Genomic DNA, 21,192 nt, shown 5'->3' with positions numbered 1-21,192 from the left:
CTGAAAGTGTTAAGATATTAGAATGTCGAAAGAGGAGAATTTATGGCACTGGCTCTTGGAATTTTTATTGTCATGTATGGCTTACTTTTATTTTTGCCGAACTATCGCCCTTATATTGCCTTAGGGGCGGCTGTTCTTTTTGTGTTAGTGGGAATCTTACCAATTTCTCATGTTCTCGGGGCAATCAACCGGAATGTGATTTTGATGCTAGCGGGAACGATGATGGTTGTTGAATTATTTATTCAGTCGCAAATGCCAATGTTGATGGCAGAAAAGTTACTTCAGATGACACCAAATGTGAAATGGGCAGTGATTGTATTAAGTTTATTTGCGGGAATCGTGAGTGCCTTTGTCGATAATGTAGCGACTTTATTGATGTTAGCACCAATTGGTTTATCGGTTTCTAAGAAGCTAAATATCAATCCAATCCCAATTATTATTTCCATTTCAGTCTCTTCTAATTTACAAGGAGCGGCGACTTTGGTGGGGGACACAACTTCTATTTTATTAGGTGCTTATGCCCATATGAGTTTTAATGATTTTTTCTTTTATCAAGGTCGACTATCGATTGCTTTTTCAACAGAGATAGGGGCTTTACTAACAATACCTGTTTTATTGTTCTTGTTTCGGAAAGAAAATGAAAAAGTATCGGTTCAAGTGGAAACGAAGGTAATGAATTTGGTGCCTAGTGGTTTGTTAATGGGGATGGTTGCTTCTTTGATTTTCGCTTCTCAATTTGAAAATAAACCAGAATTAACCAATGGTATGATTTGCGTAGGATTTGCATTATTTGGATTGTTATATGAAGTGCTTATTCGTAAAAAGAAAGAAAATGCTTTATTGGTGATGAAAGCGATTGATGTTAAGACTTTATTACTATTGACCGGCTTGTTTATTGTCATTCAAGGTATTACTGATGCTGGTGTGATTACGGAGATTGCGAAGCTTTTTGTGAAGATTGGCGGTCATTCTGTTCTATTGATGTATGTTTTGATATTGGTAGTATCGGTTGTGCTTTCAGCTTTTGTGGATAATATTCCTTATGTAGCGACAATGTTACCGGTGGTGCAAGGTATTGCCATGAATATGGGTATTCAACCAACGCTTCTTTATTTTGGCTTATTGATCGGATCTACTTTAGGTGGTAATTTAACACCGATTGGAGCTACCGCAAATATCACCGGTATTGGTATCTTAAATCGTGCCGGTTATGAGGTTAGCACGAAAGATTTTATGAAGATTGGTATCCCGTTTACCTTAGTAGCTGTCATTGGTGGCGGTCTATTCACTTGGTTTATTTGGGGAATTTAGCTGTTAAAAGAAAAACGCCTTTTTTCATGCTTGATAGAGATTTAACAGTTTCTTTTGTGATAGATTTTCATTTTCTGTTTTCTCGTAAGTTTTGCCATAATAAAAAGTAAATCTCCTTTAATTGCTTATCCAATTTTTGGGGGTTCACTTCATTTTTTATTCTTTTTTTGTGGATTGTCGAACGATCAATTCAACAGGGAGAAGAAGTTGATAGTTATATTGCGTATTGGTTTTGATTTGTTTGGATAATAACTTAGCTCCTTCATATCCCATTTGTTTGGATGGTAAGTCAACGGTTGTTATAGGTGGGTCAAAATTGGCGGAAAGGGGATTGTTGTTGAAACCAACGACAGCAATATCATCAGGACAATTTTTTCCAAGTTCTTTTAATCTTGAAATAACGGTGGTTGCTAGGGCGTCTGATCCGGCAAAGATAGCTTCAACATCCGGATGTCGTTCCAGCAATTCATCAACCTTTTCAGCACATATTTCTGCATTCCATTGGCAATCAAATAGATAACTTGAATCAAAATTGATTCCATGAACATCTAAGGCGTTTTTATAGACCATTAAGCGAATAGGATGATAATAATTATCATCGCTTGTGCCCCCGATATAGGCAATTTTTTGATAATGACTTTGAAATAAATGATTCATAATGAGTTGATTAGCATGAACTTTATCGTAACCAATGTTTGCGTAACCAGGTACAAAATGATCAATGAAAACAAACTTACAGTGTAGACTAGATAGAAATTCTTCTCTTTGATTGGGCAAATCTGTAACAATGAGTCCATCGAGTTGTTTTAACTGATTTTCAATATGAGAATAATTGTCATGAAATTGCTCGTAATTGGCAATCAGAGAAATGACGACATCATGCTTGGAACAGTATTCTTGTATACCTGCCAAAATATCATAAAAGAAAGAATCTCCATAGGTATAAGTAAGAGACATGAGTATTCCAATATGAATTGATTGTTTGTTGTTGTATTTTCTTGGTTTATAGCCTAATTCCTGCACGGTTTGCAAAATTTTTTCTTTGGTTTCGTTGGAAATCTTAAAAGCAGGGTCTTCTTTTAAAACCCTAGAAACAGTAGCGGGGGATAGATTTAATTTTTTTGCTATAGCTCTAATAGTGGTCATTTTTTCTCCTTGTGAAATATTTACTAAACAATTTTAACTCTTTCTATCATATATTTCAATAAAAAGTCATTATTTTTTGCTGTAAGCCTTTACAAAGAAAAAACTTCAGAATATAATTCAATTATAGAAAGTAAACAAATATAATGTTTACTAAACATAGGAGGAGGAAATGAAAAAGTTTGCTTTTATTGGAGCCGGTTCTCTTGATTTTACGAAAGATCTGGTTCGCGACATTTTGACCTTTGAAGCATTTCGAGACTGTGAACTTTACATGATGGACATCAATCCAATTCGTTTAAAGTATGCAGTAAAAGGGGTTCAAAAAATAATTGATGCAGGGAAATATCCTGCCAAAGTGGTTGGAACATTAGATCGAAGGGAAGCCTTAAAAAAGGCCGATGGTGTTTTGATTACCATTTTACAAGGTGGCGTGGATGTTTGGCGTCACGACATTGAAATTCCAAAAAAATATGGTGTGGATGTCTGTGTTGGTGATACACGTGGTCCTTCCGGGATTTTCCGCTTTTTAAGAACAGCTCCGGTCATCTTGGATATCATTCGTGATGCCGAAGAAGTTTGTCCGAATGCTGTTATTTTAAATTACACAAATCCAATGGCAATGTTGGTTAGCTATCTACAGTCCATGACTAAGATGAATATTACAGGCTTATGTCATAGTGTTCAAGGAACGGCAGAAATGCTGGCAAGATGGATTGGCGCGAGTGATAAGAAGGTGGAATATACCTGTGCCGGGATTAACCATCAAGCTTTCTATTTGGAATATAAGGTCGATGGCAAAGATGCTTACCCGGATATCTACAAAGCGATTCAGCGAGAAGAAATTGCTAATGAAGAACCGGTCCGAATTGAAATGTTTAAAAATCTTGGTTATTTTGTGACAGAATCTTCCGGTCATAATTCTGAATATGTATCTTGGTTTAGAAAACGTCCTGATTTAATTGAAAAGTATTGTACGCATGGAACAGGTTGGAATCCGGGAGCTCATGCGTATATTCTGGATGAATATTTAGGTAGAGAAGACACTTGGGAAAAGGAATATCAAGAATGGTTAAATTCAAGTGATGTCGAGCTAGAGAGAGGTCAAGAATATGCCTCCAATATCTTTAATGCTATTTTTGGCGATCAAACACCATTTTTCTTCAATGGCAATTTAAAAAATCATAATTTGGTAACGAATTTAAAAGAAGGAGCTTGTGTGGAAGTTCCGGTGGTCGCTACCAAAGAAGGTATCACACCAATTAAACAAGTCACCCTTCCAGACCACTTATCCATCTTAGTGAATAACTCTGCCATGATTGAAGAATTGGCAGTGAAGGCAGCCATAAATGGAGATCCAAATCTTGTTTATCAAGCTTGTTTATATGATCCTTTGACAGCTGCGGTATGTAGTATGACAGAAGTGAAAGAGATGGTTCAAGAAATGTTAAATCAAAATAAAGAATACTTATCTTATTTTAAAACACTAACAATCGATATGGAGAAAGTACATGAAAAAAATAATTAGTGCCATTATGGCAATACTTTTCTTAGTCAATATTGCCGGATGTTCTAAGGGTTCTAGCACAAGCCAAAAATCCGATAAAAAAGTCGTTTTGAAGATGTGGGCTCATCAAAATGAACCTTGGAATAATGCGTATAAGGATATCATAGCGAATTTTGAAAAAGAAAATCCAAATATTCGTGTAGAATTGGAAACATTTCCTTATAATGATTTTGAATCGAAGGTACAAACTTCTTTGATTAATAAAGAAGGAGGTGCTGATATCTATGAGTTGTGGGGTGGTTGGGCCCTAGATTTTGCGCCAACAGGAGCTTTAAAAGAAATTCCAAAAGAATTTGCTGAAAAAGTGAAAAAAGAATGCTATCCAGCAACTTATGGTGCTTTGGTGCATAAAAATAAATTATATGCTGTACCGATTGAGTTTAATATTGAAAATGGAGGTATGGTGGTTAATCTTCATCTATTAAAAGAAGCTGGTTTGAAAGTGCCGAAAACTTGGGAAGAATTAAAACAAACAGCTATTAAAGGAACTAGAAAAGATGGGAATAAATTTAAAGTAAAAGGGTTTGATTTTGTTAACTGGGATTCCGTATCTTATTATTTCTTGTCCTTTATTCTTCAACAAAAGGGAGCTTATATCAATGAAGATGGCACAGCTTTTAATTTCGAGACTGCAGAAGCCAAAAAATCCTTTGCAGAATTAGCTAAATTGGTGAAAGAAGATAAAGTAACAAATTTAGAGGGGCTGACTGGCGGAGGTAATTTAGAGGGTTATCAACAATTATATGCCAAACGAGCAATGATGGTTCCTCGAGGACCATGGATTGTTTCGGAAGGGATTCAATCGTTTAATCTTAAATTAGGAAAAGACTTTGATTATGTTGGGGTTCCTTGGTATACCAATCAACACCGATTTGCGGCTGAAACGGGATGGTCCTTAGCTATTAATGCAAAATCAAAGGAAGCGGCGGCCGCTCAGAAGTTTATTGAATATGTTTATCAACCAAAAGTAATGGAAAAATTAAATATTCGTTGTACTCAAATTCCTGCCCAAAAAGAAATTTCTCAAAGTGCATCTTATCAAAAGGAAATGCCTTATACAAAAGTGTTATTAGATATTTTGGATAATTCTCAATTCATTGGTCGCTTCAATACCGATCGTTTGAAAGAGGTTGTGAATGATACTTTTGTTAAATATTGTTCAAATGAATATAAGACGATAGAGGAAGCACTGAAAGAATTAAATAAAAAAGCGAATGCTTTTCTGAAGAAGAAATAAGCAATTGGCAAGGAATCTATCCTTGCCAATTTTATCAGTAGATAGAAGGACTTATGAAAAATAAAAAATTTATTTATTCCGTGATAATACCAACGGTTGTATTTATGTTCATTTTCATTGTGATTCCAATTGGAATAGGTTTAGCCATCTCCTTTTTCAACTATAATCCCTTGCGTGATAACAATGCTTTTGTTGGCTTTGAAAATTTTGTAAAGTTATTAAAAGATAAAGAATTCCTAGTGGCTATGAAAAATACATTTGTTTTTGTTTTTGGGACGGTTTTCTTAAATATCTGTCTTTCTTTAGCTTTAGCGTATTTTATTAGTCGTTTTAAATCCAATAAAGTAAGAAGTCTATTTCGTATGATTTTTTTCTTACCATGTATTGCACCGGTCGTTGCCACATCAGTCGTTTTTTCAAGATCAATTTTTCCAACGGATACAGGACTATTAAACATGGGATTAAATGCGCTTGGTCTAGGAAGTGTTAATTGGCTCGGGGATCCTAATGTATTAATGATTTCGGTTATTGTCTATACTCTTTGGGTGGATGTGGGATATAACATTATTTTATTTTCAGCCGGGATGGATGGTATTCCAAATCACATTTATGAGGCTAGTGATTTAGATAATACTAGTGAATTTAGAAAATTTTTTAAAATCACTTTACCTCTATTGGGTCGGACTTTTCAATTTGTGTTGGTGCAGACTTTAATTAGTCATTTTCAAATGTTTGCTCAATTTTCTGTTTTGATTTTGAAAGATGGTTCAAAAAATTCCGGTTTGGTTCTTTCCCGATATATTTACAAAACAGCTTTTGAACATAAAGATATGGGATATGCCTCGGCTGTTTCACTCGTTCTTTTCATCATCATCATGATTTTATCTTTCATTGAACAAAAGAAAACACAAGTGGATTGGGAGTATTAACTTATGAAAAAAGATATAAAAATATCAAAAATGATTCGTATTGTTTGTTTGGTGGTTTTTTCTCTACTTTTTTTAGCACCATATTTTTGGATGCTTTCAAATTCTTTTAAATCGACATCCGAAATTTTGTTAGAACCACAGCATTTATTACCCACAAAATTTACGTTGGCCGGATATATCAAAGTTCTGACAAAATCACCATTTTTTAGATGGCTTTTGAATAGTTTATTCATTACGATTATCGACACCGTAGTTATTTTATTTACTAGTTCTATCATAGGCTTTGTGCTTTCTAAATATCGATTTAAGTTAAGAAAAACAATGTTTTATATCATCCTGTTGACGATGATGGTACCGGCAACGGCTATGATGATTCCTAATTTTCTGTTGATTTCTACATTGGGCTGGTATGATAAATTAATTGCCCTCATTGTGCCTACTTTTTTCAATGCCTTTGGCATTTTCCTTTGTAAGCAATATATTGATGACTTGCCGAAAGAATTGTTTGAAAGCGCCATGTTGGACAATGCGTCTGACTTAAAAATCTATTTTAAAATTGTATTACCATCGATTAAGCCGGCCATTGGTAGTTTAGCGATTTTTACCTTTTTAGCTCTTTGGAATGATTATTTAACTCCACTGATTATGCTAAATTCAGCAAAGAATATGACATTACCATTAGCGTTATCCTTTTTCAGTGCACAACATATGTCCGACTTGTCAGCAACGATGGCGGCCGCTTCTTTGATTATGATTCCTGCTTCTGCTATTTTTATTCTTTTCCAAAATCAATTTATTAAAGGCATTACCATGAGTGGTATGAAATAAAAGGAGGAATGTGATAATGGTCAATGTAAAATTAAAAGATATCAATAAAGTTTATAACAATAAGACACATGTGGTTCATGATTTTAATTTGGATATCCAAGATCAAGAATTTGTTGTTTTTGTTGGACCTTCAGGTTGTGGTAAAACAACGACCTTGAGAATGATTGCCGGTTTGGAAGATATTAGTGCAGGAGAATTGTGGATTGATGGTAAAAAGGTCAATGAAGTGGAAGCGAAAAAGAGACATGTTGCCATGGTTTTTCAAAACTATGCTTTATATCCTCATATGACCGTTTATAAAAATTTATCTTTTTCCTTAGAAAACAATAAAGTTCCAAAGGAAGTGATAGAACAAAAAGTGCATGAAACCGCAAAAATTTTGGGTATTGAAGAATATTTAGAACGAAAGCCAAAACAATTATCTGGTGGGCAGCGTCAACGTGTCGCTTTAGGAAGAGCAATTGTACGAGACGCTAAGGTTTATCTTATGGATGAACCATTAAGTAATTTGGATGCTAAATTAAGAATCCAAATGCGAACAGAGCTGATTGAGCTCCACAAAAAAATTAAGGCAACCACCATTTATGTAACGCATGATCAAACAGAAGCGATGACAATGGCGGATAAAATTGTTGTGATGAAAGATGGCTATATTCAGCAAGTGGGTTCCCCGGAAGAAGTTTATGAAAAACCGGTTAATCGTTTCGTTGCCGGCTTTTTAGGTAGTCCACAAATCAATTTTTTGGAAGGGATATTTGATGGAAAACAGTTCTTGATAGATGGAACAATGAATTTTGATATACCAGAATTCATGTTAGCGAGTTTAAAAGAATATAAGGGAAAACCTTTGGTGGTGGGAATAAGACCGGAAGATATTTATGTGGAAGATATTGTTAAATGTACATTTCCGAGTGCGGTTTTCGATTTTAAAATTCATGTAAAGGAAATGCTGGGGCATGAATATATCCTTCATGGAGATATTCAAGGGCAAACACTCATCATTAGAGCTCCATTAAGGATTTTAGATAAAAATACACAAAATTTATCGGTGGCTTTTGACTTAAATAAAATACACTTATTTGATTTAGATTCAGGAGGTTCACTTTTATGATTTCATTAGAACAATTTAATCCTATCAGCGAGGCGGTTGTCAAAAAAACAAAGATTGATCAAGCGAAATACCCTGTTATCGACTTTCATACTCATATGGGAAAACTATTGTTGAAAGATCAGTATGATTTTTTGTATGATACCGAAACTTTTTGTGCTGAACTAGATTCCTTGAATATTAAACATTCTGTCAATTTAGATGGTTTTTTTGGGGAAGAACTAGTTAAAATGAACGAGAAAATCGGGAATTATAAAAATAGAATTACAACCTTTATGGGGATTGATTTTACAGAGTTTGATTCTCCTTATTTTCCGGAAATGACCCGAAATAGCATTTTAGAGTCCTATACCCAAGGAGCTAGGGGAATTAAATTATGGAAGAATATTACTTTATACAAAGGGATTCGAATGGATAATCCTAAATTAAATGTTATTTATGAAACGGCAGCTGAATTGGATATTCCAATTCTAGTGCATATAGCGGATCCAATTGCCTTTTTCAGACCTTTAAGCAGCAGCAATGAAAGGTATGAAGAATTAATTAAAAATCCAGAATGGAATTTTTCAGATCGCTCTAAATATCCTAGCTTTGAAGAATTGATGGCTATGCAAGAGAAAATGATTCAAGAGCATCCGAAGACTAAGTTTGTGATTGCCCATATGGGCAGTTACGCAGAAAATTTAGCTTGGGTAGCGGAACAATTGGATAAGTATCCTAATATGTTTGTGGATATAGCGGCTAGAGTGGCAGAGGTGGGACGAGTTCCATATTCTGCCAAAAGGTTTTTTACCAAGTACTCCAAGCGTATTTTATATGGGACCGATTCTCTTCCAACAGACTTGAGATTGCAGAAGGTTATGTTTCGGTTTTTGGAAACGGATGATGAATATTTTCCGTATCAGCCAGAAGGGGAAAAACCGGACCAAGGAAGATTTTCCATTTATGGAATTTCCTTGCCGGATGAAGCATTAAAGGATATCTATTATAGAAATGCTTGTTCGCTTTTGCATATAGATGTAAAAACGTTTGAAAAGAAAGGTTTGGAAAAATGAAAGAAAGCTATGTAATGGGAGTAGATGGTGGTGGAACTAAAACGGCTTTTGCTCTTTCTAAAAAAGATGGAATTATTTTGTCTTATATAGAGCTTTCAAGTATTAATTATCATGAATATGGCATAGAAACATGTAAAGAAATTATACAGAGTGGTATAGCAACTTTGTTGAAATCATCGGGAATTTCGATGGAAGAAGTAGAGGCAATTTGTTTTGGATTACCTTGTTATGGGGAAAATAGAGAATTAGATAATTCAATAGAAAGAGCTTTAAATGAAAGTCTGAAGATTCCTAACAAAATCTATGTGAATGATGGTGTGGTTGCTTATTTTGGAGCTTTAGATGGCTGTCCCGGAATAAATATTGTGTCAGGAACCGGTTCCATTGCCTATGGAATGGATGAAAAGGGGAAAATAGCTAGAGTAGGTGGCTGGTCAGAACAAATTGGTGATGAAGGAAGTTGTTATTGGATTGCTAAAAAAGGACTAGAGCTTTTTTGTAAGGAAGCCGATGGTCGCTTAAAAAAAGGGGCTTTATATGATTTGTGCTATCAGTATTATTCCTTGGTTGAAGATTGGGATTTTGTGAAAGTCATTGAAAAGCATTTTCTACAAAATAGAAGAAATACCGCTTCTTTTCAAAAGGTGGTATTAGAGGCCGCTAGGTTAAAGGATGAAGAGGCTATCAAATTGTATGAATTAGCCGCAAAGGAGCTTGTGTTACATGCAGTCGCTTTAAAAAGACAACTTCATTTTAATGAAACACAAGTTTTTGTGTCCTTAACAGGCGGTTTATTAAATGCGAAAGAATTCATAATAGAACCATTGACTAAGGAATTAAAAGAATCCGGTTTCCAATATTGTGCTTATAAGAAATCCCCTTTGGAGGGAGCTTTATTATTGGCTATACAAAAAATAGGGTCTAAAAGAAAGGTAACTGGTATTTGAAGTCGCCTTTTCAAAGGGGATTTTATAACCAGTTAAGCATCCTTGGTAGGATTTCATAAACGAGAGATATTGATGTGATGTCGATACATCATAAATAACTAGAGAGAATAAGAACTTCAAAAGCGAAATAATAACTCAGTGATATATACACACGCAAAACTTATCATAATTTTAATTCTCCTAGAGTTTATTTGGGAAATTTAAAAAATACCTCTTTCCAAAAATTGAAGTAAGTTTATAATAGTCAAAGTAAGAGGAAAAAATCATGAACCGGAAAGTATTAGCGATTCGTTATTTTAGTAAGACAGGTAGTATTAAAAAGTTAGCCGAAGCAATGGCTCAACAAATTCATGTGGATGCTTTGGATGTTAGTCATCCTGTCCTAAAGGCAGATATTCTATTTCTAGGTGCTTCCGTGTATTGGTTTGGTTTGGATCCTAATGTAAAAGAATTTGTGAAAACACTTCACCCTGACCAAGTAAAGAAAGTGGTTATTTTTTCAACCGCAACCTTTATAGAAAGGGCATATTCGGAATTAAAAGAGCTGCTTGAAAGACAAAATATTGAAGTGATTAATCGCCATTTTTGTTGTCATGAAAGCTTTATGCCTTTTCACTCAGATTGTCCAACAACAGAGGATGTTAGTGACGCAAAGCGTTTTGCAAAGGTATTAAGTGAAAAGTTAGATTGATTCGACGATGATAGGCACCCAATTTCTTGGGCGTTAAAATAAATATACGATCCATTAGTACATAGGGATTGATTTCTTGTATATAGAAGAAGTCAATCCTTTTCATTTGTATGAAATCCATTTCGTTTAAAAGCTACCGCATCAATGAGAAACACAAATAAAAAAGTCATTCGGGGAAAATGATAAAGTGATAGTGGAGGTGTCATCATGAAACAATTTGTGGTAGATAAAAAGTTTATAGAACGTGTTTCTTATGCATTAAGATTGTGTGCTGAGCAAAATGTGATTGGCTATGAACTTTTTTTACATGGTAAAACAATTCTGTATTATAGCGACATTCAATTAAGCTTAGATAAAGGGAATTGGATTAAAAGAAAACGCAAAACTTGCATCCGATTTGAACAATCCACTTTAGACTTAAGTATAAAAAATCAGGGTGACTTAGCGAAATTTTATCTTAAGTATGGTCTGCAAGAACAGTTTTATTGTTTAACGCCCGGTTCAGTACCCATCTTTAATGAAAATGAACAGTGTGTTGGTGCACTAACAATCACCGGTCTAACGCCTGAAGAGGATCATAAAATGGCTCTGGAAGTATTAGGCATAGAAGGAGGCATATAATGTTTAAATATTCACAGAAAACAATTGTCAATTATGGAGTAGGAAGCTTATCAGAAATTGGAAAACTTGTATTCCGTTATGGAAAGCGCTGTTTATTTATTAATAATGGCGAACCTTTTTTAGAATCAGCCTATAAAATTGTAAGAGCGTCTTTAGTAGACCAAGATATTCGTTTTGATGAGTTTTCTAATATTCAAGCCAATCCAAGTGTTGAAAATGTTATGGAAGGCATTGCCTTGACGTTACAAAATGATTATGACATTGTCTTCGGTTTAGGTGGAGGCAGTGTGATGGATAGTGCTAAAGCCATCTCTTTTCTTGCCAAAGAGACCAATATTAATTGGCAGGATGTATTTTCAACGTATACCTCACCCCACACCGATTATGAAGATCGCAAAGATGTATTACCACTCATTCTTACACCAACCACATCAGGAACAGGATCAGAAATCACTCAGGCTGCTGTTTTAACTTATGGTGATGAAAAATTAAGCATCTTCCATCCACAAATACGGGCTAAAGAAACCCTTATTGACCTGGAGTTAATGTTAACCTTACCCGCTTCAGTAACAGCCCAAAGTGGCTTCGATGCTTTTACGCATGCTTTTGAAAGTTATGTCAGTTTGAATGCCAATCCATTGGCACAACAGGATGCTTTACATGCGATGAAAAAGATTGTTGAAACATTACCGGCTTTAATGAATGATCTTAATAATCTTGAACTTAGAGAAGCGATGGCTCTTGCTTCTCTTGTAGCAGGTCGTGCTTTATCTAATTCAGCCGCTTCAATTCCCCATCCTTTAGCTGAAGTAATAGGGGGTTATACGAATAGAGCTCATGGTGCTATTCTTGCGTCATTGTATCCATCCTATATTCAAACATGTCAAAAAGAGAATACACCGGCTTTTCAAACAATTTCAAACTATGTATTTGGTAGTGAAGATTTATATGAAAATATTGTGGGCTTCTTAGAACAAATTCAACTTCATCATACTTTAATGAACTTTATTGAGCAGGAAGAAACATTAGAAAAAATATTAGCCCATCCTGTAATGGAACATTTACCTTTTGCTGATGCTAAGACACTGAGGACCATCATTAAAAATGCCTAAAATCATTGCAATTGATCTAGACGGTACTTTGCTGGATGATGAAAAAAAAGTATCTCAAGCCAATCAAAAGGCAATCCAAACGGCACTAAACGCCGGTTATCAAATATATTTATGCTCTGGTAGACCCTATGCGTTTGTCATGAAAATCAAAGCACAATTAGATGATCGCTTAAACATCGTGGCGTTTAATGGTGCTTATTGTCAAAATGAAAAAAAGGTCAAAAGTGTGCCACTTACCTATTTAGATTTAATCGCGATTGATCAAACGATCGATGACAATGCACCTTGTTTTTTTAAATCAATGGATTCGGTGTATTACACCCATGAAGATGAACGTTTCTTTTATGAAGGAATGGCAAAAAAACAAATCAATAAAATAGAAGACATAAAGTCTTGTGAAATTTTAAAAGTAGTGATTCTTAAGCAAAACAAGCATGCCCAAGCGCTGAAAGATTTTGTACAGGTTTATGAGTATGGTGATGCGGGTATGGAAATATCGTGTAAACAGGTAGATAAGGCTCTTCACTTTCAGAAAAATCATTATTATGCCATTGGCGATGGTATGAATGATTTGCCTTTATTTAAAAAAGCGACACGTAGTTTTGCGATGAGTAATGGTGATAAACTTTTACTTGAATATGCGGATACTATTGTTTCAAATAATAGTCATGAAGGAGTTGCAAAAGCGATTGCCATGATTTTAAACTTACCGCATTAATACAGTACCTAAATATATACTATCAACATAAAAACAACTTATAATAACGATGGAGGGACAATTATGAAACACATTAAAATTGCAGCCGGTTTAGCCCATGTTGACTATGGGCATATTGCAGATATTGTTAAAGAAGTAAGCGATGCAGGAGCGGATTATATTCACTCCGATGCCGCTGATATGCATGATTTACAAAATATGAAATTAATGGGAGGTCACCAAGTGATTGCCGGGATTCGTCCTTATACAAAAGCCCCCATTGAATGTCATATCTATACGGTCACAATGGACCGTATGTTTATTGAACAAATTGCTGAAGCAGGTGCTCAAATGCTCATCATTCCGGCGGAGCATTTTATTGGTGCACAGCTTGCGTATATCATTAATTGGTGTCGTGAATTGAATTTAAAAATCGGCTTAACCTTGGGGTGCTATACACCACTATGCTTTGTTGAAGAATCAATTTACGATATTGATAGATTGCATATTGTTACCCATGGTGTTGATGAAACGGATGGTAAAGACAATTGGGGCTGGCGAAGAAGTGTAACCGACCTTGTCAAAAGAGCTCGCGTTATGATTGATGAGAAAAATCCTGATTGTGAACTGGCAATTGATGGTGGTCTACGTCAAGAAAACATGGATGAATTAATCGCCTGTAATCCAGATGTCATCGTTTTATCTTCCGCTATTTTCAAAGATCCACAAGGACTAGTAGCCGGTTATAAAAATTGTCGTAGGGTAATTGATGCAGCAAGCCAAAAATACAATCTTGAATAAAATACAAGCGCAAGCGAAAACAGTGATAGCAATCATTTTGATTTCCTTACTTACCACACTTGCTGTCAACTTCTTTTTCGTCTTTGATAATCTTGCGCCGGGGGGCTTAACGGGACTGGCTTTAGTGTTGGCACGAATCATTAAGCTACCCATAGAGTACATGGTGCCCTGTATTACAATTCCATTATTCATTATCGGCTCTTTGCGACTTGGTGCCTCTTTTGGGATTAAAACCTTAAGCATCAGTCTATTGACTTCATTGATGATGAGGCTTGTGGCTAAAATGGATGTATTACACTTAGTGCGTCAATTTTCTCCAATATTGGCATTTGCCTTGTCGGCATTGATTGCAGGTGTTTTCATTGGAATTTCTATCAGCATTTCCATTAAAAACAAGGCAAGTACAGGTGGAACTGATTTATTAGCTGCCTTAATTAAATCGTTTTTTCATTGGAACTTAGCTATGCCAAAAGTGATTGCTTTGATTGATACGACCATTATTGTTTTAAGCGGTATCATCAATCGTAATATTGCGGTTTCCTTTTGGAGTTTCATCTCGTTACGCATTATCGTTAAAACGATAGAAAAAACGACTCGGATTAAGTGATGTTTTCCGGATCGTTTTTCTTATTGTAGTAATACAAAATTTCATTTCTGAGATAATCAAGATCGTCTTTAGAAGGAAGTACATTAATACTAAGTATAGGAGTTTTATATTGATTCTCTTTTGTTGCTTGAGAGTTAATGATCAGTAAATCAGCGTCATGCTCCATTTCTTTAAATTCATTATAGGGAATAATTTTCTCTATCTTAATTTCCGGAATGCTATGTTCTAAACGATATTTGAGTAATTGACCGCCGGAAGGGGCAATCGTACAAATCAGAATTGTCCGTAGTGGTTTTTTAAAACGTTCAATCGCCGAAGCGAGATGAAGGGCTAAAAAACTCATCTCATTTTCTTCCAGCTGATTCCAAAAAGGATCATTAATCATGGCAATGCTCCTTTTAACAATGCGAAACGTATTTTTATACTGTTTCTCGATATCAGGTAAAAGGGGATTTTGGATGATAATATCATGTGCCAAGCGAATGGCTGTTGGTTTAAGGTGATTTAAAAGATTTTGAATTAATTGCATATCTGCCACAAAAGCATGGGGTAAAAGGCTTGTCCAAGTGACTATCAATTGATTGACAAATTGTTCCACTTGATAATTATTCTCTTCTTTAGTATTTAGATAGGCCAACAAATAAACTTGCAAATAATAGTATTCATGTTCATGATACTCGGTTTTCTGAATCTTTTCTAAAAGGGCAATGATTTGGCTTGCGACGTCAAGATAAGGTTTTTCTTGCAGGGCTAATTTGAAGGTCTCTGAAATCTCGACAGTGGGAGAAAATTTCTGACGCGACATCATGACGAGAATTCTAATAATAAAGTGTGCATAATTATTGATAGAATCAAACTTAGAAGAGAAATCCGGTAAATGTTCAATAAGATAAGCAATCTCATCATCAGTCATATCAAAACCGGGATGTAAAAAATCACCACTACAAGCCCCTTTTTCTTTTTTAATAATTTTAAAAAGGATATGAAGGGTCTGTTCTTTGGCTAATAAATCAAAGATAGCATTGCGCAGGGCACGTTCTTTACCACTTAAATAAAAAGTTTTATCTTCATACCTTTGTAAAGTTAGATGGTAATATAAAAATAACTTTTCTATCGATTTAATATCACTATAAACACTTGATTTTGAAATATAAAAAAGTTCAGAAAGATTGTCCATGTTGTAATTTGTTTCAGTTAAAAGCGTTAAAGCAATCGCATCTTGTCTTATTTTAGGGCTTAAATCAGGATCTTGATCGTATGACTCTAAGAGCATTTTTAACTGATGTTGCTGTTTTTCACTACAATTAAGTAGGATACCATACCCTGTTTTTCTTTCTAGCGTTATACCATATTGGGCTAAAAAAGGCTCAATTAAGTCTAAATCGTTTCGGATGGTTTTATTGGAAACATCTAATTGCTCTGCTAATTGACTACTAGAAATGTAATTGTTTTGATCACATAAAATATTGAGTAACTGTTTGCGCCGTTGTTGCATCATAGAACCTCCTATTGTTGTATCATAGAGCCTCCTAACATTAATTTAACTATATCACAGGAAAGGATGAATATTGATGAATGAAAAAGAATTTTTAGATGACTTAACAAAACTAATCGCACAAAGATCCATCCGCGATTTATCAACCCGAACAGCTAATGCCCCTTTTGGTAAAGGTATTAGAAACGCAATGGATACGTATTTAGAAATCGCTGAAAGATTGGGATTTAAAACAGGCGATGTTGATGGTTATGCCGTCTATGCCCAACTAGGTGATAATGAAAGAGAACTAGGCATTTTAGGGCATTTAGATGTTGTTGAAGTGACAGATTTAAAGGCATGGAGACATGATCCTTTCCAACTAAGCCGAGAAGGGGATTTGTTAATTGCTAGAGGTGTCAATGATGACAAAGGTCCTTTGTTATGTGCACTTTATGCAGCCAAAGAAGCCTACGATAGGGCACAAGAACCTAAAAGAAGCGTCCGAATCATTGCCGGCGGTGCGGAAGAAACAACTTGGGAATGCATGGAGTATTACTTCCAACACCACGCACAACCGGAGCTCGGCTTTTCTCCCGATGGTAATTTTCCAATCGTTAATGGCGAAAAAGGAATTATTTGCTTTTCACTTAAGTTTAAAAATGAAGTCCACGATAAAATAAGTTCAACCCCTATCGTCAATTATATCTGCCATGATTTAAAGTTTAATAATAAAAGTTATACAGGGGATAAAATATTATCACGCAACCCACAACGGGGGGATAATTCCATTGATAAATTATTGGATGATTTAGATGGTCAAGCTATTGCTGAAAGAGCTTGGGCAAAGCTTATTAGAGATTTCTTTTATCATAATCCCTATTTAAACAACACAAAATTCCATTCAGAACACTTCGCAATGGGAAAACTAAGCGCTTGTTTGATGTCTTTAAATAGTGATGAAGACCAAGTGATTTTAAATGTTGATTTTCGATATCCGATATCCACCAATAAGCAAGAGATTATCGGCAATCTTGAAGTAATGAAATCACTTTATGATTTTGAATATGAAGTGATTCGTGAAAAACAACCTCTCTATGTCGCAGAAGAAAGTGAACTTATTCAAAAACTTAAGACAGCCTATGAGACGGTGATGAAACAAAAGGCAGATGTCTTAACTAAAGGTGGTGCGTCTTATGCCCGAGTCATGGATTGCGGCGTTGCTTTTGGTGCCTCATTTCCTTGGGATGATCCGAAACCACATATGCCTAATGAACAAATGTCCATCGACTCATTAAGAAAAGCGTATGCTATATATGTCGAAGCAATCAGGCTGTTATTGGAAATTTAAAAGCTTCCCCATTGATATGGCACATCAATAATTGTGAAACGAAATACATAATCATAAAATATAAACGAAAGGGGAGGATATCATGAAGAGACTTCAAGCAAAACTACAAACATTTTCAGGAGCAATGATGGTACCAATCATCTTACTTGTTCTTGTCGGTTTTTTTGTGGGTATTGGAAGCGCATTCACGAATTATATTTTTACAAAAGGAACAGTTTTACACGGTTTATTTAGTCTTATTACGAGTTTAGGTTTTATGTTTATGAATAACTTACCTGTATGGTTTGCTATAGCGATTGCATTTACCCTCGCTAAAAAAGAAAAGGGTTGGGCGGCCTTTGCAGGTATCGTACTTTATTTATCCTATATGACCGGTATTAAAAACTTCGCCGCCCTTCAAGGATGGACAGCAGAAACAACCAGTATCAAAGCCTTACTCAGTCAAGGTTATACAGAATTAGAAGCCATGAACTTTAATAACCTATGGGGAACTTCACTAGGTATATTCACTTACAACATGGGCATTTTCTCAGGTATTGTAACGGGACTTGTCACAGCGAAAATCCATAACCGCTTTGTGGATACAGAACTGCCTACAATGCTTGGCTTTTTCGCAGGAACCAAAACGGTCATTATTATGGTTGTCCTTGCCTCCATACCCCTTGCGATAGGAACCTACTATCTTTGGCCGTTTATCGCAAAAGGGCTTGCAAGTATTACTCATTTTATTGGTAAATCCGGCTTATTTGGAACTTTTGTCTTTGGTACGGTTGATAAAATGTTATTACCATTTGGTTTACATCACCTTATTGCCTTCCCGATTGAATATTCAGCAGTCGGTGGCGTGATGAAAGTTGATGGAGTGGTCTATGAAGGAATTAAAAACATCATGAATGCCCAAGCGGCCAGTGCCGGAGCAACCGGGTATCTTATAAGAAACTTTACCTCAGGAAGAATCCTATTCCAATTGGCTGGTTTGCCGGGGGCGGCTTATGCTATGTACAAACTTGCAAAACCGGAAAATAGAAAGAAAGTTGCAGCACTGCTTGTACCGGCGGTTATGACATTAGCTCTTGTTGGTATATCAGAACCAATTGAATATACATTTTTATTCTTGGCACCGCAATTGTATTTCTTCATCTACGCACCATTATGTGGTTTAGCTTATGTGATTGCAGAGGTGTTCAAAATATCTATTGTAGGTAATGCATTGCTATTTATGATACCAAACCTATTCCAACCACATAAGGTTCATGCGATGAGTTTAATCTTCTTATTGCCATTAACCTTTGCTGTTTACTACTATGTATTCAAAGTCGCAATTCAAAAATTAAATCTGAATACACCGGGACGTAAAAGTTCTGATGCGGAGTTAATCTCTAAAAAAGAATACCAAAAAATTCAAGCCGTACGCGAGGTAGAAGGAAAAGAATTAACCCTCGAAGAAAAAATAATTGAAGCACTTGGTGGCTACAATAACATCATCTCAGTTACAAACTGTGCAACCCGACTCCGTGTTGAAGTTAAAGACGCAGATAAAGTCCTTGACCGTGCTATTTGGGAAAATGAACTCCATGCTTTAGGGGTGGTTCAAGCCAAGAATAATTTCCAAATTATCTATGGTGTTCAAGTACAATCGATTGCTACGAAAGTAAAAGATTTACTAGGTATTGATTAGTTGTCTAAGGGGATTAAATCGTGAATTCAGGAAAGATAGATTAGGAATCTATCTTTTTTATTCTAATCAATCATAAAGATGTTTTCTTAGCTAAAGAAAGAATGCTGTTTTTTTATGAAAATTTATAAATTTTATCAAGATATTATAAATACCCTAAACCTTGTCTTTTCTATAATGGAAGTAGATAAAAATAGGAGGAGAAAAGATGTTTAGAAAGACTGTGTTAAATTTAACACTTGCTTGTACATTAGCTTTGGCTGTTGCCGGTTGTTCACAAAAGAAAATGACTAGTCTAAAAGATGGCACTTACACCGCCAGTACAACGGGTCATAATGGACCATTAGAAGTCAAGGTAACTGTCGCTCTTGGAAAGATTAAGGACATTGATGCAACGAAGAATGTTGAAACAAAAGGGATTGGCAGTTTAGCGATTGAAAAAATCAAGAATAAAGTTATTGCGAAACAAACTTTAAATCTGGATACAGCAACTGGTGCAACGATTAGTTCTGCAGCAACGTTAAGAGCCTTAAAGGATGCGTTAAAAGAAGCCGGTTTAACGAAAGAATCAGTGGATGGAATGCCGAAAGAAAGCATTAACCAAGTTTTAAGTGAAAAAGAATACCAATACGATGTGGTGGTTATTGGTGCTGGTGGGGCCGGTTTAACCGCCGCTATTCAAGCAAGAGCTAAGGGGGCTAAAGTTTTAGTTTTAGAGAAAACAAGTCAAGTTGGTGGTAACACGTTAGTATCCGGTGGTGGAATCAATGTGCCGGGTACCGATTTACAAAAAAAGAAGGGCATTACTGATTCGGTTGAACTTTATAAGAAAGACACATTAAAAGGTGGTGATAATGTAGGAAATCCAGAATTAGTCGATACGTTGTCTTCAAAGGCTTTAGATGCTTATCAATGGTTGGTAAAGGATGTGAAAATGAACTTCATCCAAGACCGTGTGCAACAATTTGGTGGTCATTCAGTGGCTCGTGCTGTTATTCCAGTTGGTAATTCCGGTTATGAAATGATGTCTAAATTAGAAAAATTAGCGATGGATAAGGGTGTTGATATTTTCAAAAACACCGGTGCTAAGAAGTTGATGGTGGACGATAAGGGAGTTATTACTGCTGTGATTGCTGAAAATGCCGGTAAAGAAGTGAGATTCATAGCGAAGAAAGCGGTTGTTTTAGCTTCTGGTGGTTTTGGTTCAAATATTGCAATGCGTAAAGAATACAATCCAGCTTACGATGAAAAGTACAAGACAACTTGTATTTCAGCCAGTTCCGGTGACGGTATCAATATGGCGAAAGATATTGGTGCCGCTTTAGTGGATATGAAACAAATTCAAGTTTATCCAACTTGCAATCCACAAACGGGTATTATTTCTTATGTCGCAAATGCTCGCTTTGATGGTGGTATCTTAGTGAACCAAGAAGGTAAGCGATTTGTGAATGATATGGGACGTCGTGATGTTATTTCCAACGCTATCTTAGCTCAACCGGGTAAGTATGCTTATCTATTATGGGGTCAAGAAGTCGAAAAGAATGGTCACATGACCAAAATGCACAAGAATGAATTTGAAAACTTAAAGAAATCCGCTTTGTTATTTGAAGCGAACAGCATTGAAGAATTAGCTGAAAAGACAAAGATTGATGTCACAACATTAAAGAAAACATTAGAGGCGTACAATGGCTATGTGAAGGCAGGTAGTGACCCGGAACAACAACGTGGGGGAAAATTACGTACGATTTTGCAAGGACCTTTCTACATTCAAAAAGTAGCCCCGGCCACGCATCATACAATGGGTGGCGTGAAGATTAACTCAAAGGCAGAAGTTTTAAATAAAGATGGAAAAGCAATTCAACACTTATTCGCAGCCGGTGAGGTGGCTGGTGGTGTTCATGGTACCAATCGTTTAGGTGGTAATGCGATTACAGACATTGTTGTGTTTGGTCGTATCGCCGGTGAAAACGCCGCTAAGTAAATAAACTTTGAACTGAGGTACATCAGTACTTCAGTTTTTTTGTGATACACCTTAAAA

Annotated in this window: 19 protein-coding genes; 17 read left to right on the top strand and 2 right to left on the bottom strand. The window is 35.7% G+C overall.

The window, feature by feature from the left end:
• Positions 1–42 precede the first annotated feature (42 nt).
• Positions 43–1,311: an SLC13 family permease gene (locus JOS54_RS05295; protein WP_203244582.1), complete on the top strand. Its 1,269-nt coding sequence runs from the start codon at positions 43–45 to the stop codon at positions 1,309–1,311.
• 156 nt (positions 1,312–1,467) lie between these two features.
• Here the strand turns inward: JOS54_RS05295 and JOS54_RS05290 are convergent, their stop codons facing one another.
• Complete coding sequence (locus JOS54_RS05290; RefSeq protein ID WP_203244581.1) at positions 1,468–2,457, bottom strand: LacI family DNA-binding transcriptional regulator; 990 nt, start codon at positions 2,455–2,457, stop codon at positions 1,468–1,470.
• 169 nt (positions 2,458–2,626) lie between these two features.
• On the opposite strand from JOS54_RS05290, the gene melA reads away from it, so the two are divergent.
• The 13 genes from melA (at position 2,627) to JOS54_RS05225 (ending at position 14,654) form a co-directional block, all read left to right on the top strand.
• Positions 2,627–3,982: an alpha-galactosidase gene (gene melA, locus JOS54_RS05285; RefSeq protein WP_203244580.1), complete on the top strand. Its 1,356-nt coding sequence runs from the start codon at positions 2,627–2,629 to the stop codon at positions 3,980–3,982.
• Positions 3,966–5,258, top strand: coding sequence for an extracellular solute-binding protein (locus tag JOS54_RS05280; RefSeq protein ID WP_203244579.1), 1,293 nt, complete (start codon positions 3,966–3,968; stop codon positions 5,256–5,258). The genes melA and JOS54_RS05280 overlap by 17 nt, the downstream gene beginning before the upstream one ends.
• 53 nt (positions 5,259–5,311) lie before the next feature.
• Positions 5,312–6,187 carry a carbohydrate ABC transporter permease gene (locus tag JOS54_RS05275; RefSeq protein WP_203244578.1) on the top strand — a complete coding sequence of 292 codons (876 nt, stop codon included), beginning with the start codon at positions 5,312–5,314 and terminating at the stop codon, positions 6,185–6,187.
• A 3-nt stretch (positions 6,188–6,190) separates the two neighbouring features.
• On the top strand, positions 6,191–7,015 hold the full coding sequence (locus JOS54_RS05270; RefSeq protein ID WP_203244577.1) for a carbohydrate ABC transporter permease: 825 nt from the start codon (positions 6,191–6,193) through the stop codon (positions 7,013–7,015).
• A 16-nt stretch (positions 7,016–7,031) separates the two neighbouring features.
• Positions 7,032–8,126 carry an ABC transporter ATP-binding protein gene (locus JOS54_RS05265; protein WP_203244576.1) on the top strand — a complete coding sequence of 365 codons (1,095 nt, stop codon included), beginning with the start codon at positions 7,032–7,034 and terminating at the stop codon, positions 8,124–8,126.
• Positions 8,123–9,178, top strand: a complete 1,056-nt coding sequence (locus JOS54_RS05260; protein WP_203244575.1) for an amidohydrolase family protein — start codon at positions 8,123–8,125, stop codon at positions 9,176–9,178. The genes JOS54_RS05265 and JOS54_RS05260 overlap by 4 nt, the downstream gene beginning before the upstream one ends.
• Positions 9,175–10,125, top strand: a complete 951-nt coding sequence (locus tag JOS54_RS05255; protein WP_203244574.1) for an N-acetylglucosamine kinase — start codon at positions 9,175–9,177, stop codon at positions 10,123–10,125. Before JOS54_RS05260 ends, JOS54_RS05255 begins: the two co-directional genes overlap by 4 nt.
• 265 nt (positions 10,126–10,390) lie before the next feature.
• Positions 10,391–10,816: a flavodoxin domain-containing protein gene (locus JOS54_RS05250; protein ID WP_203244573.1), complete on the top strand. Its 426-nt coding sequence runs from the start codon at positions 10,391–10,393 to the stop codon at positions 10,814–10,816.
• Between the two features lie 207 nt (positions 10,817–11,023).
• Positions 11,024–11,437 carry a heme-binding protein gene (locus JOS54_RS05245; RefSeq protein WP_203244572.1) on the top strand — a complete coding sequence of 138 codons (414 nt, stop codon included), beginning with the start codon at positions 11,024–11,026 and terminating at the stop codon, positions 11,435–11,437.
• On the top strand, positions 11,437–12,549 hold the full coding sequence (locus tag JOS54_RS05240) for an iron-containing alcohol dehydrogenase (RefSeq protein WP_203244571.1): 1,113 nt from the start codon (positions 11,437–11,439) through the stop codon (positions 12,547–12,549). The genes JOS54_RS05245 and JOS54_RS05240 overlap by 1 nt, the downstream gene beginning before the upstream one ends.
• Entirely contained in the window at positions 12,542–13,267 is a 726-nt protein-coding gene (locus JOS54_RS05235; protein WP_203244570.1) for an HAD-IIB family hydrolase, read from the top strand. The genes JOS54_RS05240 and JOS54_RS05235 overlap by 8 nt, the downstream gene beginning before the upstream one ends.
• Positions 13,268–13,330: 63 nt before the next feature.
• Positions 13,331–14,047, top strand: a complete 717-nt coding sequence (locus tag JOS54_RS05230) for a ribulose-phosphate 3-epimerase (RefSeq protein WP_203244569.1) — start codon at positions 13,331–13,333, stop codon at positions 14,045–14,047.
• Positions 14,016–14,654, top strand: coding sequence for a YitT family protein (locus JOS54_RS05225; RefSeq protein ID WP_203244568.1), 639 nt, complete (start codon positions 14,016–14,018; stop codon positions 14,652–14,654). Before JOS54_RS05230 ends, JOS54_RS05225 begins: the two co-directional genes overlap by 32 nt.
• Here JOS54_RS05225 and JOS54_RS05220 read toward each other — a convergent pair.
• On the bottom strand, positions 14,647–16,152 hold the full coding sequence (locus JOS54_RS05220; RefSeq protein WP_203244567.1) for a transcription antiterminator: 1,506 nt from the start codon (positions 16,150–16,152) through the stop codon (positions 14,647–14,649). The two genes, JOS54_RS05225 and JOS54_RS05220, sit on opposite strands and share 8 nt — an antisense overlap.
• Positions 16,153–16,225: 73 nt before the next feature.
• Here JOS54_RS05220 and JOS54_RS05215 point away from each other — a divergent pair, with 73 nt between their 5' ends.
• The 3 genes from JOS54_RS05215 (at position 16,226) to JOS54_RS05205 (ending at position 21,135) form a co-directional block, all read left to right on the top strand.
• Positions 16,226–17,479, top strand: a complete 1,254-nt coding sequence (locus JOS54_RS05215) for a Sapep family Mn(2+)-dependent dipeptidase (RefSeq protein ID WP_203244566.1) — start codon at positions 16,226–16,228, stop codon at positions 17,477–17,479.
• 82 nt (positions 17,480–17,561) lie between these two features.
• The gene (locus tag JOS54_RS05210; protein WP_203244565.1) at positions 17,562–19,157 is read left to right on the top strand and encodes a PTS transporter subunit EIIC; all 1,596 of its coding nucleotides are present in this window, start codon (positions 17,562–17,564) and stop codon (positions 19,155–19,157) included.
• A 205-nt stretch (positions 19,158–19,362) separates the two neighbouring features.
• A complete protein-coding gene (locus JOS54_RS05205; protein ID WP_203244564.1) occupies positions 19,363–21,135 on the top strand; it encodes a flavocytochrome c in 1,773 nt (590 codons plus the stop codon).
• Positions 21,136–21,192: the final 57 nt, after the last annotated feature.

Source organism: Bulleidia sp. zg-1006 (genome assembly GCF_016812035.1).
In the GTDB taxonomy this organism is placed as follows: Bacteria; Bacillota_I; Bacilli_A; order Erysipelotrichales; family Erysipelotrichaceae; genus Bulleidia.
This window is presented reverse-complemented; position numbering and strand designations above follow the sequence as displayed.

Excerpts from the sequence above, each read along its gene's own strand:
- JOS54_RS05245 (WP_203244572.1), top strand. The coding sequence starts at position 11,024 with ATGAAACAATTTGTGGTAGATAAAAAGTTTATAGAACGTGTTTCTTAT.
- JOS54_RS05260 (WP_203244575.1), top strand. The coding sequence starts at position 8,123 with ATGATTTCATTAGAACAATTTAATCCTATCAGCGAGGCGGTTGTCAAA.
- JOS54_RS05265 (WP_203244576.1), top strand. The coding sequence starts at position 7,032 with ATGGTCAATGTAAAATTAAAAGATATCAATAAAGTTTATAACAATAAG.
- JOS54_RS05290 (WP_203244581.1), bottom strand. The coding sequence starts at position 2,457 with ATGACCACTATTAGAGCTATAGCAAAAAAATTAAATCTATCCCCCGCT.
- JOS54_RS05235 (WP_203244570.1), top strand. The coding sequence starts at position 12,542 with ATGCCTAAAATCATTGCAATTGATCTAGACGGTACTTTGCTGGATGAT.
- JOS54_RS05295 (WP_203244582.1), top strand. The coding sequence starts at position 43 with ATGGCACTGGCTCTTGGAATTTTTATTGTCATGTATGGCTTACTTTTA.
- JOS54_RS05240 (WP_203244571.1), top strand. The coding sequence starts at position 11,437 with ATGTTTAAATATTCACAGAAAACAATTGTCAATTATGGAGTAGGAAGC.
- JOS54_RS05270 (WP_203244577.1), top strand. The coding sequence starts at position 6,191 with ATGAAAAAAGATATAAAAATATCAAAAATGATTCGTATTGTTTGTTTG.
- JOS54_RS05205 (WP_203244564.1), top strand. The coding sequence starts at position 19,363 with ATGTTTAGAAAGACTGTGTTAAATTTAACACTTGCTTGTACATTAGCT.
- JOS54_RS05230 (WP_203244569.1), top strand. The coding sequence starts at position 13,331 with ATGAAACACATTAAAATTGCAGCCGGTTTAGCCCATGTTGACTATGGG.
- JOS54_RS05225 (WP_203244568.1), top strand. The coding sequence starts at position 14,016 with ATGCAGCAAGCCAAAAATACAATCTTGAATAAAATACAAGCGCAAGCG.
- JOS54_RS05210 (WP_203244565.1), top strand. The coding sequence starts at position 17,562 with ATGAAGAGACTTCAAGCAAAACTACAAACATTTTCAGGAGCAATGATG.
- JOS54_RS05280 (WP_203244579.1), top strand. The coding sequence starts at position 3,966 with ATGAAAAAAATAATTAGTGCCATTATGGCAATACTTTTCTTAGTCAAT.
- JOS54_RS05220 (WP_203244567.1), bottom strand. The coding sequence starts at position 16,152 with ATGATGCAACAACGGCGCAAACAGTTACTCAATATTTTATGTGATCAA.
- melA (WP_203244580.1), top strand. The coding sequence starts at position 2,627 with ATGAAAAAGTTTGCTTTTATTGGAGCCGGTTCTCTTGATTTTACGAAA.
- JOS54_RS05275 (WP_203244578.1), top strand. The coding sequence starts at position 5,312 with ATGAAAAATAAAAAATTTATTTATTCCGTGATAATACCAACGGTTGTA.
- JOS54_RS05255 (WP_203244574.1), top strand. The coding sequence starts at position 9,175 with ATGAAAGAAAGCTATGTAATGGGAGTAGATGGTGGTGGAACTAAAACG.
- JOS54_RS05250 (WP_203244573.1), top strand. The coding sequence starts at position 10,391 with ATGAACCGGAAAGTATTAGCGATTCGTTATTTTAGTAAGACAGGTAGT.
- JOS54_RS05215 (WP_203244566.1), top strand. The coding sequence starts at position 16,226 with ATGAATGAAAAAGAATTTTTAGATGACTTAACAAAACTAATCGCACAA.